The 14,744-nt window shown below is 54.8% G+C and carries 9 protein-coding genes; 2 read left to right on the top strand and 7 right to left on the bottom strand.

Annotated elements, in window-relative coordinates; all coding sequences use genetic code 11:
• Positions 1–15: 15 nt before the first annotated feature.
• The 7 genes from AUQ41_RS11800 to AUQ41_RS11770 all read right to left on the bottom strand — a co-directional run bounded on the left by AUQ41_RS11800 (position 16) and on the right by AUQ41_RS11770 (position 8,404).
• Entirely contained in the window at positions 16–1,251 is a 1,236-nt protein-coding gene (locus tag AUQ41_RS11800; RefSeq protein ID WP_083952685.1) for a phenylacetate--CoA ligase family protein, read from the bottom strand.
• Positions 1,252–1,309: 58 nt separating this feature from the next.
• Positions 1,310–2,092 carry an ABC transporter ATP-binding protein gene (locus AUQ41_RS11795; protein ID WP_063089002.1) on the bottom strand — a complete coding sequence of 261 codons (783 nt, stop codon included), beginning with the start codon at positions 2,090–2,092 and terminating at the stop codon, positions 1,310–1,312.
• Positions 2,093–2,247: 155 nt separating this feature from the next.
• Positions 2,248–3,492, bottom strand: coding sequence for an ABC transporter substrate-binding protein (locus AUQ41_RS11790; protein WP_063088591.1), 1,245 nt, complete (start codon positions 3,490–3,492; stop codon positions 2,248–2,250).
• A gap of 103 nt (positions 3,493–3,595) precedes the next feature.
• Positions 3,596–4,669, bottom strand: a complete 1,074-nt coding sequence (locus tag AUQ41_RS11785; protein WP_063088590.1) for a branched-chain amino acid ABC transporter permease — start codon at positions 4,667–4,669, stop codon at positions 3,596–3,598.
• 19 nt (positions 4,670–4,688) lie between these two features.
• Positions 4,689–5,582 carry a branched-chain amino acid ABC transporter permease gene (locus AUQ41_RS11780; RefSeq protein ID WP_008889236.1) on the bottom strand — a complete coding sequence of 298 codons (894 nt, stop codon included), beginning with the start codon at positions 5,580–5,582 and terminating at the stop codon, positions 4,689–4,691.
• 60 nt (positions 5,583–5,642) lie between these two features.
• A complete protein-coding gene (locus tag AUQ41_RS11775; protein ID WP_063088589.1) occupies positions 5,643–7,592 on the bottom strand; it encodes a long-chain fatty acid--CoA ligase in 1,950 nt (649 codons plus the stop codon).
• A 2-nt stretch (positions 7,593–7,594) separates the two neighbouring features.
• Positions 7,595–8,404 carry an ABC transporter ATP-binding protein gene (locus AUQ41_RS11770; RefSeq protein ID WP_040822694.1) on the bottom strand — a complete coding sequence of 270 codons (810 nt, stop codon included), beginning with the start codon at positions 8,402–8,404 and terminating at the stop codon, positions 7,595–7,597.
• An 820-nt stretch (positions 8,405–9,224) separates the two neighbouring features.
• On the opposite strand from AUQ41_RS11770, the gene acnA reads away from it, so the two are divergent.
• The gene (acnA, locus tag AUQ41_RS11765; RefSeq protein WP_063088588.1) at positions 9,225–11,912 is read left to right on the top strand and encodes an aconitate hydratase AcnA; all 2,688 of its coding nucleotides are present in this window, start codon (positions 9,225–9,227) and stop codon (positions 11,910–11,912) included.
• 216 nt (positions 11,913–12,128) lie between these two features.
• The gene (locus tag AUQ41_RS11760) at positions 12,129–14,675 is read left to right on the top strand and encodes an EAL domain-containing protein (RefSeq protein WP_083952686.1); all 2,547 of its coding nucleotides are present in this window, start codon (positions 12,129–12,131) and stop codon (positions 14,673–14,675) included.
• Positions 14,676–14,744 lie beyond the last annotated feature (69 nt).

Genomic DNA, 14,744 nt, shown 5'->3' with positions numbered 1-14,744 from the left:
CGTCAGGATATGTGATCAACCATGATCACGTTGGTCATCAATCACCTTGCCATCATTTGGCAAACTGCCAATTGCCGCCCCCTGCACCGTGCCGCGCAGTTTGCAGACACTGGCGAGTGTGTCGGCAATCGCCTCGATATGACCGTCGTCAATGCCTTCGCAGATCAGGGTCATGACGTCGTTATCGTTTTCGCGGGTCACGACAAGGCGCGCCTTGGCAATATCACCGTGGCGTTTGACAATTTCACCGATCTGTTGCGGATGAACAAACATCCCCTTGATCTTGGTGGTCTGATTGGCACGCCCCATCCAGCCCTTGATACGGTGATTGGTGCGCCCACAGGCACTTTGGCCGGACGCAATCGCCGACAAATCGCCGGTCGCAAAGCGGATCAGGGGATAATCCATATTCAGTGTGGTGACGACAACTTCGCCCACTTCGCCCTCGGCAACCGGTTCCCCGGTACCGGGACGGACGATTTCAAGAATGATGTCCTCGGCAACGATCATTCCGTCCTTGGCATCGCTTTCATAGGCAATCAGGCCAAGGTCGGCACTGGCGTAGCATTGCAGCATCGCAATATCGCGATCTGCAAACCACGACCGCAAACTTTCCGGCAGGGCTTCGCCCGACACCAGCGCGCGCTTGATCGAGGAGATATCAGCACCAAGTTCCTCGGCCTTTTCGATCAGTATTTTCAAGAAGGACGGCGTACCGCTGTAACCAGCTGGCTTGAGATCGCTGATCGCCCTGACCTGGGCTTCGCTTTGTCCAACACCGGCCGGAACCACGACGCAACCACAGGCGCGCGCGCCACTGTCAAAAATAAACCCACCCGGTGTCAGATGATAGGACAGGCAGTTATGGACGATATCCCCCGGGCGGAAACCAGCAGCAAAGAAGGCACGGCCCATCCGCCACCAGTCATCGCCTTTTCCTTGCGGATCGTAAATCGGGCCGGGGCTTTGGAACAGGCGCGCCATCGCCGGGATCGGCGTTGCGTTCAGGCCCGCCAGCGGCGGTTCCTTGGCCTGCGCATCAATCAGATCCGACTTGCGGGTCAGCGGCAGTTTCGCCAGTGCCTCGCGGGTGGTGATTTTTTGCGGCTCGATATCGGCCAACAGTCGACCATAAGCCTTCGATTGCGATTTGGCATGATGCAGGATGCGCGGCAGTGCTGCCATCAAGCCGGCCTCGCGGCTTCCGGGAGTTCGCGTTTCGCGCTCGTCATAGTAAGTTTTAAGCATCATACCCGTCTTTCATTCAAAGGCGTCCACCACACCGATATACGGCCCCGGTGTCTCGATCCTAGAGCCAACGTTTGCGGCGTTTGTAGGACTTGATGTTCTTGAAGCTTTTGCGTTCTTCAGAACCCCCGCCCAGATAGAATTCCTTGACGTCCTCGTTATTGAGAAGCTCTTCCGCCGTGCCATCCAGCACAACCTTACCGCTTTCCATGATGTAGCCATAGTCGGCAACCTTCAGCGCAAAGTTAGCATTCTGTTCGACGATCAGCATGGTGATGCCCTGCTCGCGATTGATCTTTTCAATGATCCCGAACACTTCCTTGACCAAAAGCGGCGACAATCCCATCGAAGGCTCATCAAGCAGGATCATCTTCGGTCGCGCCATGAGCGAACGCCCGATCGCCAGCATCTGTTGCTCTCCGCCGGAAAGGTAGCCCGCAAGACCGGTCCGTTCCTTTAAACGCGGGAAATACTCAAAGACCATTTCGATATCGTCTTTGACCTTGTTGTCCTTGCGGGTATAGGCCCCGAGACGCAGGTTTTCGATACAGGTCATGTCCTCGATGATACGACGACCTTCCATAACCTGAAACAGGCCGGATCGCACGATATCTTCGGGGCTGCCATTGGCAATCTGCTTGCCCATGAAGTTGATATCGCCGCGGGTGACTTCCCCGTCTTCGGTTTTCAGCAAACCCGAAATCGCCTTGAGCGTTGTGGATTTACCGGCCCCGTTCGGCCCCAGCAGGGTCACAATTTTGCCTTGCGGGACCTCAAGCGAGACGCCACGCAGGACCAGAATCACCTCGTCATAGACGACTTCGATGTTATTGACCGAAAGCATCGGTTCGGCGGTTTCGCTTTTGCGGACGGGCTCTGCCATGATGTCCCTTTCGAATGATCGTCTTGTGATCTCCAGCTGTCAGAGACAGGGCATCTTGCGTGTTATGCCCTGCCTCCGAACAGTCTGGGAGACATTGGTCTGTCGTAATATGGCTCTTAGTAACCGAGCCAGTCGTCACGACGCGGCAGGGTTACGGTCGTTACTTTTTCAACCGTGACGTCGCCACCTTTGGCGCTGCCGTTATAGATATTGACGGTGTTGATGCCGCGATGGTCCTCGGCGGTCCAGGTCGCTTCCATGCACACACCTTCAAGACCGGCCGGAACCCAATTCTGGCGGGCATACATGCCTGCCTTGATGTTCTCGCCGGTCAGGCCACCATTGGCTTTGGCCCATTCCATGGCTTCTTTCATGAAATAGACCGAGCAAATGCCACGGATATAGTGGTGAGTGCGGAACTGCTCGCCCGAGCTGTCCGACATCTTGGAGATTTCACGTACCAGGTCCATGCCCGGAACACCTTCATCGGTCCAGAAGCTGGTCATGGCCGGGAAGATGTAGTTATCGACATCACCGATGGTTTTCAGCGTCTCGTAGTCACCTGCCCAAATGTTGGCGAGCCATTTCGGGGTTGCGCCAACCGTGTCACAGGATTTCACCAGCGACACAACCGACGGGCCGAGGTTGCCAAGGTAACCATAGTTGGTCCCGGCTTCTTTCATGGTCAGGCACTGGGCCTTGAAGTCGCCCGGTTTCATCGAAACAACAACCGGCGCGGTCACTTCAAATCCAAGCTCGGTCGCGTATTCTTCGCAAGCCTGTTTCGGTGCATTCGGATAGGGGTGGTTGTCGCCGATATGCGAGAAGATCGGCTTGCCGGAACCACCGGACTGTTTCCAGTCATCAGCCGCCCACTGAACCATCGCACGGCAGGCATCGGAATAGGATGCACCGTAGAAGAAGTTATAGGGTGCAGGCTTGGCGGTTTTCGGGTTCTTCGCAGTCGGATCTGTCAAATGGCCCGAATAGGATGCGGAATAGACCGGCACCTTGTCATTGGCGACAAAGCTGATCAGGGCTTCGGTATCGCCCGTGCCCCAGCCCTGCATGGCGATCATGTCATTGCGCGAACGCCATTTCTTGTAGTTCGCGATCGCCTGCGGAACCTTGTAGGCATAATCGACCGATTCTGAGTCCAGAACCGTACCGTCAATGCCTCCGTTGACGTTCACATAGGACAACGCATCGCGCACACCATCGGCATAGAATTTGCCGATAAAGCCGGTGGCACCTGTAATGTCCATCAGATGGCCGACAAAGACCATGTCGTCATCTGCCTGCGCTGCCGAGAAGGACAGCCCGGTTGCGACCATTGCGGTCGCAGCAATCAATCTTTTCATCACGACGTCTCCCTTGGACGTTTTCACAAAATAAGCCTCCCGGTCGCCCCGTTTTGGTCCCGGCCCTTTGGTTTTTATAAGCGGGCCGGGTTCGGGGTTTTGATCAGTACGAGAAGGGATAAAGCTTCCAGTACGCCCTGATCTGTTGCCAGCGATGGGCCAACCCATCCGGTTCAAAGATCAGGAACAGGATGATGGCCAGACCAATTGCCATCTCCTTGATATAGGCCAGTCCGTCGGTTACAGCCGTCGAATTGGCCCATTCAAAAACGCTGAGTACGCTGACACCGCTTTCCATGACTTCGGGCAAAAGCACCATGAACACTGTGCCCATCAGGGTTCCTTTGACGGAACCAAGACCGCCGATAATGATCATGCCCAGGAACTGGATCGACAGCAGGATGGTAAAGCCCTCGGCCGACACAAAGCCCAGATAGTGGCCATACATGGCCCCCCCGACACCGGCATAGAAAGACGAGATCGCAAAGCTCATCAGACGATATTTCGTGAGGTTGATCCCCATGATTTCCGCTGACAGGTAATGGTCACGTACCGCGACAAAGGCGCGCCCATCACGGGTCCGCATCAGGTTGGTGCCCAGCAGATACATCACCACGAGGAAGAACAGCGACACATAGAAGAAGCTGAAATCATCGAGAACTTCGTAGCCAAACACGTTGATCGGATTGGCTGCCGCCCCATAGGAACCGCCGGTAAACCATTCGGCCCGGGCAAAGAAGTCTTCCAGAATAAATTGCGCAGCAAGGGTCGCAATCGCCAGATAAAGCCCCTTGATACGGGCCGCTGGCAACCCAAACAGCATTCCGACCGCTGCCGTCATCAGACCAGCCAGCGGGATCGACAGCAGCACCGGAATGCCGGTGGTATTGTTGATCCAGGCCGATGCAAAGGCACCAAAGCCAAAGAAGGCAGCGTGGCCCAATGAAATCTGCCCGGTAAAGCCGACCAGAATATTCAGCCCCAGTGCGGCAATCGCAAAATAGGAAATCTGAATGAACAGGTTGACGTAATAGCCATCCAGAACAAACGGGATCATGGCGACAGCAAAGATGCCAAGGATCGCGGCGTTACGGATATAGGTCGTATCAAAGATGCGGGTATCCTGACGATAAGTCGTTCGGAAGTCACCGCAAGGACGTATAGAAAACCCAGCCATAGTATATCTTCCCCGTCCTCTAGATACGTTCGATGTCTTTGGTGCCAAACAGGCCATATGGCTTGATGCACAGAATAATGATCAGCACGTAGAACGGTGCGATCGAGAACAGGTTGCCCCAGTGCAGATACTGGCCGTCAACAAACTCCGCGGTGTTTTCAAGCAGACCAATGATCACACCGCCGACAATGGCACCGATGATCGAATCAAGCCCGCCAAGGATCACCGCCGGGAACACCTTGATCCCGATCACCGAAAGGGCGGACGACACGCCGTTGACCATGCCGATCACGATCCCGGCGACACCCGATACAAGGGCCGAGATTGCCCAGGACATGGCAAATACGGTTTTGACGGAAATACCAAGGCTTTGCGCGACCTGCTGATCAAAGGCGGTTGCCCGCATGGCAAGGCCAAGCTTGGAATATTTAAAGAACCAATAGAACCCGGCCATGATGAACAACGAGATCACGAAGCTCATGATATAGGCCGTCTCGATCTGCATCCCCAACAGGTTGACCGATCGGGTTTCAAACACCTGCGGGTAGGTCGCGGTGGTTGCCCCGAAAATCCACTTGGTTGCTGCCTGGAAGAAGATCGAAAGCCCGATGGTCACCATGATCACCGAAATGATCGGTTCGCCAATCATCGGTCGCAAGACGACCATCTGCAGAACGATGCCAAACGCCATCATGAACAGCAAGGTAAACAGGAAACCCAGCCAGAAGGGCATATGCATTTCGACAAGGAATGCATAACACACCCATGCCCCGATCAGCAGGAACTCACCCTGGGCAAAGTTGACGATCTGGGTCGATTTGTAGATCAGGACAAAGCACATGGCGACAACGCCATAGAGTGTCCCGACAATCAAACCGTTCAGCAGAAGCTGGAACAGAAGTTCGAAATTCATGTTGCCATCCCTGTAATGGCGACCCAGGCCTTTGGCCCGGGCCACAGTTATGCTGCTGCCTTATTCGGCGGCTTTCGGGGCCGTCTGTGCGGCCTTGTCATTATCAAGATCGACGACCTTCACACTCGTCTGGATACGGGTTTTGGACCCGTCCTGGAAGGTGATCATGGTGTCGATATCAACCTTGTCATTGCCGGCATAAACCGCATCGATGATGTCGGCATATTTCTCGGCAACCACACCACGGCGCACTTTGCGTGTGCGGGTGAGTTCGCCGTCATCGGCATCCAGTTCCTTGTAAAGCAGAAGGAACCGCTTGATCCGCTGGGCTTCCGGAAGTGTCTTGTTCACTTCGCGGATTTCCTCGGTGATCATGTCATAGACCTGCGGCTGGGCTGACAGGTTGGTGTAGTTTGTAAAGGCAATCCCGCGCTGCTCGGCCCATTTCGCCATGATCGAATAACGAATACAGATCATGGTCGACAGGAACGGCAGGCCCTTGCCAAGAATCACGGCCTCGGCAATGAAGGGCGAGAATTTCAGTTTATTTTCAATAAACTGCGGCGAATAGCGCACCCCGGTCGAGGTTTCCGCCAGATCCTTCATACGGTCAATCACCACAAGGTGCTTGTTCTCGTCCTTGAAGTAACCGGCATCCCCCGTATGCATCCAGCCATCCCGGACATCTTCGTCATAGGCGGCCTGATTTTTGAAGTATCCGGTAAACATGCCCGACGTGCGCGCAACGATTTCGCCAACACCATTTTCGTCGGTGTTGATCACCTTGATCTCGGAATTATCAAAGGCAACGCCAACCGTATCGAAATCAATATCGCCCGGCTGATGGATGGTGTAGGCGCCGCACAGTTCGGTCTGACCATAAAGCTGACGCAGCGGCACACCCATCGCATGGAAGAACCTGAAGGTTTCCGGGCCAATCGCGGCACCACCCGTCGCGGCAGAACGCAGATTGGAAAATCCAAGACGGTCTTTCAGCGCATTCATCAGGATCACATCGGCCATTTTCGAATGGCCGCCGGCATCCATCGCGGTGCGGGCCAATGCCATGCCGAAATCAAACATCTTTTGCTTGAACGGTGTGGAATCCATCATCCGTGCGCGGACATCGGCCGCGATGGTTTCCCAAACGCGCGGTGCCAGCAGGACGAAGTTCGGACCAATTTCGCGCAGGTCGGCCATCATGGTTTCCTGCTCTTCGACGAAATTAACGATCTGGCGACTGATCAGCGACTGACCAACGACATAGACCTGCTCCATAATCCACGGCAACGGCAGGACCGAGACATAATTGTCGCCCGGATATTTCGGGTCAGCGCGAAGGTAAGCCGCACAGTGATCAAGGAAATCACCGGAATTGAGCATCGCCATCTTCGGCTTGGACGTTGTACCCGAGGTGGTGCACAGAATGGCACATTCATCGCCACGGGTGTCGGCAACCATCTGGTCATAAATGCCCGGATTTTTTGCCTCCAGCTCGCGGCCCAGTTCATAAAGCTTTTCGACATCCAGCAAACGCGGATCGTCGTATTTGCGCATCCCGCGCGGATCGCAATAAACGATATGGTCGACAGTCGGGATGTCTTCGCCAAGCTCAAGCAGCTTGTCACACTGTTCTTCGTCTTCGGCGATCAGAATGCGCGCGCCTGAATAGGTAATCAGATAGGCGACTTCTTCGTGCAGGCTGTCCTGATAAAGACCAACCGACATGCCGCGCAGCGCATGCGCCGCGATTTCGGCCCAAACCCATTCCGGACGGTTTTCGCCGATGATGCCAACAACATCGCCCTGCCCAAGGCCAAGGGCGCGCATGCCAAGCGCCATCCATTTGACACGGTCGTTATAATCCTGCCAGGTAAATTCCTGCCAGATACCGAATTCCTTTTCGCGCATGGCGACTTCTTTGGGCCAGTTGCGCGCGTTGTAGGCCAGCACTTTCGGGAAGCTATCAAGCGACTGAACGTCGGCATATTCCGGGATATTGCTGCTCATGATCAGGCCACCTGCTCGTCTTCGTCCGTGTCGTCGTCTTCTTCGCCGAGATAGGCTTTCTTGACATGCTTGTTGGCCATGACTTCTTCAGGCAGGCCTTCGGCAATCTTGCGACCGAAATCAAGGACCATCACCCGATTGGAGATATCCATGACCACACCCATGTCGTGTTCGATCATGACAACGGTCATGCCCCACTCTTCATTGAGGTCGATGATAAAGCGCGCCATGTCCTCTTTTTCTTCGAGGTTCATGCCCGCCATCGGCTCATCAAGCAGGATCAGGTCCGGACGCAACGCAACAGCACGCGCAAGCTCGACCCGTTTACGCAAACCATAGGAAAGCGTGCCGGCGGTCGCCTTGCGGATATGGGAAATTTCAAGGAAGTCGATGACGTCTTCACAGAAGCGACGATGATCGAGCTCTTCTTTCTGCGCCCCGCCAAACCAGTAAAGCGGCCCGTTCAGGAAGTTGTTCTTAAGCAGGTGGTGCCGACCGACCATAATGTTATCAAGCACATTCATGTGCCCGAAAAGCGCCAGGTTCTGGAACGTACGCCCGATACCAAGTTCGGCACGATCATTCGGCTTGAGCCCGGTAACATCCTTGCCCTTGAAAGATACCGAACCGGTCGTTGGCGTATAACGCCCCGAAACGCAGTTCAGCATGGATGTCTTACCAGCACCGTTCGGGCCAATAATCGAAAAAAGCTCGCCCGGCTGAACGGAGAAGCTGACATCACTCAGCGCACGCACGCCGCCGAAAACAAGCGACACGTCGCTAATCTCTAAAATAGGACTCTGTGACGTCATGCCGTCGCATTCCTCCCTGACTTGGGCCGCAAATGCCGCAGAACCGCATTTCGGGTTCTTTCGCGTGAAAATTTGCAAACCGCTGTTCAGTTTCCCTGATGATGTGTCGGTTTATTTTATGACCCTGACCTTACGGAAACCGGGCCTGACACATTTAATAGGCATTTAAGTACCAATTTCAGCATATTGCGTCAATGCAATGATTCTCAAGGGGTTGGGAGTTTTCTACAAATTCGCACCGCACAATTATTTGACGACAGAACACACCGACCGCTCTACCCTTGATTACGTAGCGTTATCTCAGGTTGCAGGTCGCAGACGGCACGCGAAAACACCGCAATGCAAAAATCTTTCGCAATCATGCACCGCACAATTCGCGCGCATTGGGAACATGTCGCTTTGCAGGCAAATTCGAACCCGCCACCCCGACTCCGGTGCGGAGTCGTTGTTAAAGGCGAGCGGCCCCTGCGCCCCACACCGACATTCATTGCCGCGAATGCCGGCGGCTCTATAACCATGTCAGGAAAAAACAGACTCCGTGTTTTGCCTGTCCTATTGAAAGGCCAAAAGCCACGGCACATATCGTCTAAAGCCGTTTGATTGCTTGTTGGGCTTTGCCAACATGCTGTGATCAACGGGTTTTCACCAATACCCCTTTTCGGGGTCTGGACTTTCAAAGGGAATTGTGGTGTAACCCCGTTGCACATAGATATGTAGCCGTGACCCGCGTCACGCAACACAGATAGCCCACCGCTCGGCGCTCCGACGGTCGGGGTGTCTTGTCACGACAAGCCCTTTTAACCACCTTGAGGAGGGTCTGATGTCCATTTGTGGCAAAGACAACCTGAAAACGCGCCGCACGCTGAAAGTCGGGGACAAGTCCGTCGACTATTACAGCCTCAAAGTTGCTTCCGAGAAATTCGGCGACGTTTCAAAACTTCCCTTCACGCTGAAAGTCGTTCTTGAGAACCTTCTGCGTTACGAAGACGATTTCACCGTTAAAACCGACGATGTCAAAGCTGTTGTTGACTGGCTCAAAGAGCGCAAAAGCAGCCACGAAATCAACTATCGTCCGGCCCGCGTTCTGATGCAGGACTTCACCGGCGTTCCCGCCGTTGTTGACCTTGCCGCGATGCGCGATGCTGTCGTGAAGATGGGCGGCGACGCCCAGAAGGTGAACCCGCTTTCACCGGTTGACCTCGTCATTGACCACTCGGTCATGATCGACTTCTTCGGCACCGACGACGCACTCGACAAAAACATGGAAGTCGAGTTCGAACGTAACGGCGAGCGTTACGAGTTCCTGCGTTGGGGCCAGAACGCCTTCAACAACTTCCGCATTGTTCCGCCGGGGGCTGGTATCTGCCACCAGGTCAACGTCGAACATCTTGCAAAGGTCGTCTGGACCGGCAAGGACGAAGACGGCAAAACCGTTGCATATCCGGACACGCTGGTCGGTACCGACTCTCACACCACCATGGTGAACGGCCTTGCTGTTCTCGGTTGGGGCGTTGGTGGTCTGGAAGCCGAAGCAGCAATGCTTGGTCAGCCGATCTCGATGCTGATCCCGGAAGTTGTCGGCTTCAAGCTGACCGGTTCCATGAAAGAAGGCATCACCGCAACTGACCTTGTTCTGCGCGTCGTTCAGATGCTGCGTGAAAAGGGCGTTGTTGGCAAATTCGTCGAATTCTATGGCGATGCGCTTGACCACATGAGCCTTCCGGATCGTGCGACCATCGGTAACATGGCACCGGAATATGGTGCGACCTGTGGCTTCTTCCCGATCGATGACGAAACGCTCAACTACATGCGTTCGACCGGCCGTGACGAAGACCAGATTGCACTGGTCGAAGCATATGCCAAAGAACAGGGCATGTGGCGTGACCCGGCACATGAAGCCGAATACACTGCAACGCTTGAACTTGACATCTCGACCGTCGAGCCGGCCCTTTCGGGTCCGAAGCGTCCGCAGGACCGTGTTCTGCTGAAAGATGCCGTTTCGAGCTTCACCAAGACCTTTGCCGACATGGCACCGGGTGTTGATGCTGATCGTTCTGTTCCGGTTTCGAACGAAAACTTCGAAATGAAGGACGGTAACGTCGTCATCGCCGCGATCACCTCTTGCACCAACACTTCGAACCCGAGCGTTTTGATCGCAGCAGGTCTTCTGGCGAAAAAAGCTGTCGAACTCGGCCTTCAGAGCAAGCCGTGGGTGAAAACCTCGCTCGCACCGGGTTCGCTGGTTGTTGCCGATTACCTCGAAAAAGCAGGCCTTCAGGATTACCTGGATCAGCTTGGCTTTAACGTGGCCGGTTTCGGTTGCACCACGTGCATCGGTAACTCCGGTCCGCTGGCAGCACCGATCATCGACGCGATCGACGGTAACGACATGCTCGTCACCGCCGTTCTGTCGGGTAACCGTAACTTCGAAGGCCGTATCAGCCCGCAGGTCAAGGCAAACTACCTTGCCTCCCCGCCGCTGGTTGTTGCCTATGCGCTTGCCGGTAACCTGAAGATCGATCTGAACAAAGATCCGCTCGGTAAGGACAAGAACGGCAAAGACGTCTTCATGAAAGACATCTGGCCGACCAACAAAGAGATCGCTGACACCATCGCGTCCTCGATCTCGGCGTCCATGTACAAAGATCGTTACGACAACATCTTTGCCGGTCCGAAACCGTGGCAGGAAATCGAAGTCACCGAAGGCGAGACCTTCGCGTGGGATGGCAAGTCCACCTACGTTCAGAACCCGCCTTACTTCGTCGACATGGCGAAAGAGCCGGGTGACTTCTCTGAAGTTCATGGCGCACGTCCGCTCCTGATTCTGGGTGACTCTGTCACCACCGACCACATTTCCCCAGCCGGTTCGATCAAGGAAGAAAGCCCGGCAGGTGAATACCTCAAGGCACACGGCGTTGCTGTTCGTGACTTCAACTCCTATGGCGCACGTCGTGGTAACCACGAAGTCATGATGCGCGGTACCTTTGCCAACATTCGTATCCGTAACGAAATGGCACCGGGCACCGAAGGTGGTGTTTCGGTTCATTATCCGTCGGGCGAACAGGGCTGGGTCTATGACGTCGCAATGCGTTATCAGGCCGAAGGCACCCCGCTGGTTGTCATCGCTGGTAAGGAATACGGCACCGGTTCTTCGCGTGACTGGGCAGCAAAAGGCACCAACCTGCTTGGCGTCAAAGCTGTGATCGCGGAAAGCTTCGAGCGTATCCACCGTACCAACCTGGTCTGCATGGGCGTTCTGCCGTTGCAGTTCAAGAACGGCGAAGGTCGTGCGACCTACAAGCTGGACGGTTCGGAAACCTTTGACGTGCTGGGCATCGGTGATGGCATCAACCCGCTTCAGGACGTCACGGTTCGCATCACGCGCAAAGATGGCAGCACCGAGGAAATCGTTGTTACCTGCCGTATCGATACCGAGAACGAAGTTCTCTACTACCAGAACGGCGGCATCCTGCAGTTCGTTCTGCGTAACATGATGAAAGCTGCCTGATTTCAATCTGAAATCTTTGGCTGACACATTGACACCCCACCGGTTTTCCGGTGGGGTGTTCTTGTTTGTACCGAATTTTACTGGGCGACGTTCAATTGAACGCCCCTGACTTGATCCAGAACAATTCTCAAGTACGCCGAACCTGCTAGGAATGGCGCCTTCGCCTCACCCTTAAGAATAAAACCGAAAAAGATCAGTCGAACAGAGCAAACGCGCATGATACGCCCCACATCCTCCGATGGACGCCCGTTTGGTCTGACGGTCGGCACACTTTCCCCCGGAACAGTTTTAAGCTGTACACCGCAAACGTCCCTCGGCGACGCTACGGCAAAAATGCGCAAGGCCAACAGCAGTTCCGTCATTATTGTGGTGGACAACAAGCCTGTGGGAATTCTGACCGAGCACGATTTGCTATCGTTGCCACCGTCGACCATGGCCGCGCTTTCTGAACCGGTTTCAACGCGTATGTCCCAACCGGTACATACCATTTCGGTCCATGCCACCCCGCAATCGGCAATCGTGCGCATGCGCGATCGTGGCGTGCGCCATCTTGTCACCATTGATGCGGATGGCTGCCTTGTCGGGATCATCAGCCAGACCGACCTCATCCGTCATGTCGGTGACAAAAAGCCGTTCATTGCCAACGATGTTGCGGATGCGGTTCGCCAATCCACCGTATTTGCCCACAAGGACATTCGGGTTTGGGAACTGCGTCAGCGCATGCATTCGGAAAAATGCGACAGCGCGATCATTTCCGGTTTCCCGAACGACCAACCGGTAGAACTGCAAACCGGCATCATCACCGAACGTGATATCTTGCGCCATCTGGCAGAAGAACATGAAAACCTGACTGCGGGCGATATTGCCACCCGACCGGTGACTTTCATTCGTCAGGATATGAACCTTGATGACGCGCGCAGAATGATGATGCGCGACAATTTCCGTCATCTTGTAGTTCATAACCACAACGGTGAAACCATCGGGGTTTTGTCATTTGCCGATCTGCTTGAATTTATCGAACAGGATTACCTGATCCATCTAAGCAGTCTGGCCGAAGACAGTGGCAGCGAAATTACCAAGGCGCGCCAGTCCCTGGCCCTTGCCAACAAGCTGATCGAAAATTCCCCTGACTGTGTGATGATCTGCAATGCGCAGTCGGAGATCGAGGCCGTCAATCCGGCCTTCACGCGCGTCACCGGCTATCAGGCCGAAGAAGTGATCGGCAAGACACCGGCGATTTTGAAGTCTGGACGCCAGAACAAGGCTTTCTATGCCAAGCTTTGGGCAGATTTGGCGCGCACCGGAAAATGGGAAGGCGAAATCTGGAACCGGCGCAAGTCGGGCGAGATTTATGCCGAATGGCTTTCGATCATGGCGGTTCGCGATGGCGAAGGTACAATCACCCACTATGCTTCGATCTTCACCGACATCAGCGGGCGTGAAAAAAACCGCGAAGATGTCCTGCGGATTGCCTTTACCGATGAACTGACCGGCATGCCAAACCGTCGCCGGTTTTCGGAACTTTTGTCGCTTCATATCGGTCGCGCCCGCCGGGTCGGACGCCCACTCACGGTTGCCATGCTCGATATCGACAACTTCCAGCGCGTCAATAATGCCCTTGGCCATAATATCGGGGACGATGTGCTGGTCGAAGTATCACGCCGCATCAGCCGCGAACTTGGTCAGGATGCTGTCATCGCCCGTATCGGTGCCGATGAATTCGCCGCTATCCTGCCAAATGTGAACACTGAACAGGAAGCCGTCGGGATCGCAGAAAGTCTTCTGATGCGCCTTGGCGAAGCCCATCTGACCCGCAAGGGTGAAGACGTTTACCTTTCGGCAAGCATCGGCATTGCGTCCTTCCCCGAAGATGCCAATGACACCAGCAACATCATTCGTTGTGCCGAACTGGCAATGGTTCAGGCCAAGGAACAGGGACGCAACCGGGTCGGACTTTACAGCGTCAATCTGCACAGTCAAAAGGGGGCGGATCTTGCCCTTGAAACCGCCTTGCGCCGCGCGATCGACAACGAGGAACTCCATCTTGTCTATCAGCCGCAATTTGATGCAAAAACCGGTGAAATTGCGGGGGTCGAAGCCTTGCTGCGCTGGACGACGACCGATGGCAAAACCATTCCGCCCTCGACCTTCATCCCGATTGCCGAGGAAATGGGCGTGATTGGCGAACTGGGCCGCTGGGTCATTCGCACCGCCTGCAAGCAATTGGTTGCCTGGCGTCAGGAAGGCTTACATAACCTGCGCCTTGCGGTGAATGTGTCAGTTCAGCAGTTCTATGGATCGATGGATTTTGCCGAACAGCTTCGCGCCATCATCGTTGACAAGGGTGTGGCTGCCGACCGGTTGGAAATCGAAGTCACCGAAAGTCTGTTCATGCGGAATATTGATGACATGCGGACCAAATTACAGCGCCTGCGTGATCTTGGTGTGCGCATCGCGCTTGATGATTTCGGGACCGGATTTTCGAGCCTGAGTTATCTGCGCACATTGCCCTTTGATGTGATCAAGCTTGATCGCAGTTTTGTCTGGGATATCGAAGACGGCCCAGATGGTGAAACTTTGCCAATTACGATCATCAACATGGCGCGCAACCTTGGCAAAACCTGCGTTGCCGAAGGGGTCGAAAACCAGCATCAGCTTGACGTGCTGCGCAAGGCCGGATGTGACTTGATCCAGGGGTATCTGCTGGGTCAACCCATGAGCGCAGAATCCGTTTCCAAGCTTGCCAAGGAAGCTGCCCTCTAGAACCAAACCGAACGGCAAACGACAAAAAAGGGCGGGGAAATTCCCCGCCCTTTCGCATTAGCCTATCGG

The sequence above is a fragment of the Thalassospira sp. MCCC 1A02898 genome (assembly GCF_001618185.1).
Taxonomy (GTDB): domain Bacteria; phylum Pseudomonadota; class Alphaproteobacteria; order Rhodospirillales; family Thalassospiraceae; genus Thalassospira; species Thalassospira tepidiphila.
Note: the sequence above shows the minus strand (reverse complement) of the source record. Positions and strands in the feature narration are given on the sequence as shown.

What these genes read in the sequence shown, in the direction of transcription:
- AUQ41_RS11800 (WP_083952685.1), bottom strand. Translation starts at nt 1,251, where the DNA reads ATGATGCTTAAAACTTACTATGACGAGCGCGAAACGCGAACTCCCGGA.
- AUQ41_RS11760 (WP_083952686.1), top strand. Translation starts at nt 12,129, where the DNA reads ATGATACGCCCCACATCCTCCGATGGACGCCCGTTTGGTCTGACGGTC.
- acnA (WP_063088588.1), top strand. Translation starts at nt 9,225, where the DNA reads ATGTCCATTTGTGGCAAAGACAACCTGAAAACGCGCCGCACGCTGAAA.
- AUQ41_RS11790 (WP_063088591.1), bottom strand. Translation starts at nt 3,492, where the DNA reads ATGAAAAGATTGATTGCTGCGACCGCAATGGTCGCAACCGGGCTGTCC.
- AUQ41_RS11795 (WP_063089002.1), bottom strand. Translation starts at nt 2,092, where the DNA reads ATGCTTTCGGTCAATAACATCGAAGTCGTCTATGACGAGGTGATTCTG.
- AUQ41_RS11780 (WP_008889236.1), bottom strand. Translation starts at nt 5,582, where the DNA reads ATGAATTTCGAACTTCTGTTCCAGCTTCTGCTGAACGGTTTGATTGTC.
- AUQ41_RS11770 (WP_040822694.1), bottom strand. Translation starts at nt 8,404, where the DNA reads ATGACGTCACAGAGTCCTATTTTAGAGATTAGCGACGTGTCGCTTGTT.
- AUQ41_RS11785 (WP_063088590.1), bottom strand. Translation starts at nt 4,669, where the DNA reads ATGGCTGGGTTTTCTATACGTCCTTGCGGTGACTTCCGAACGACTTAT.
- AUQ41_RS11775 (WP_063088589.1), bottom strand. Translation starts at nt 7,592, where the DNA reads ATGAGCAGCAATATCCCGGAATATGCCGACGTTCAGTCGCTTGATAGC.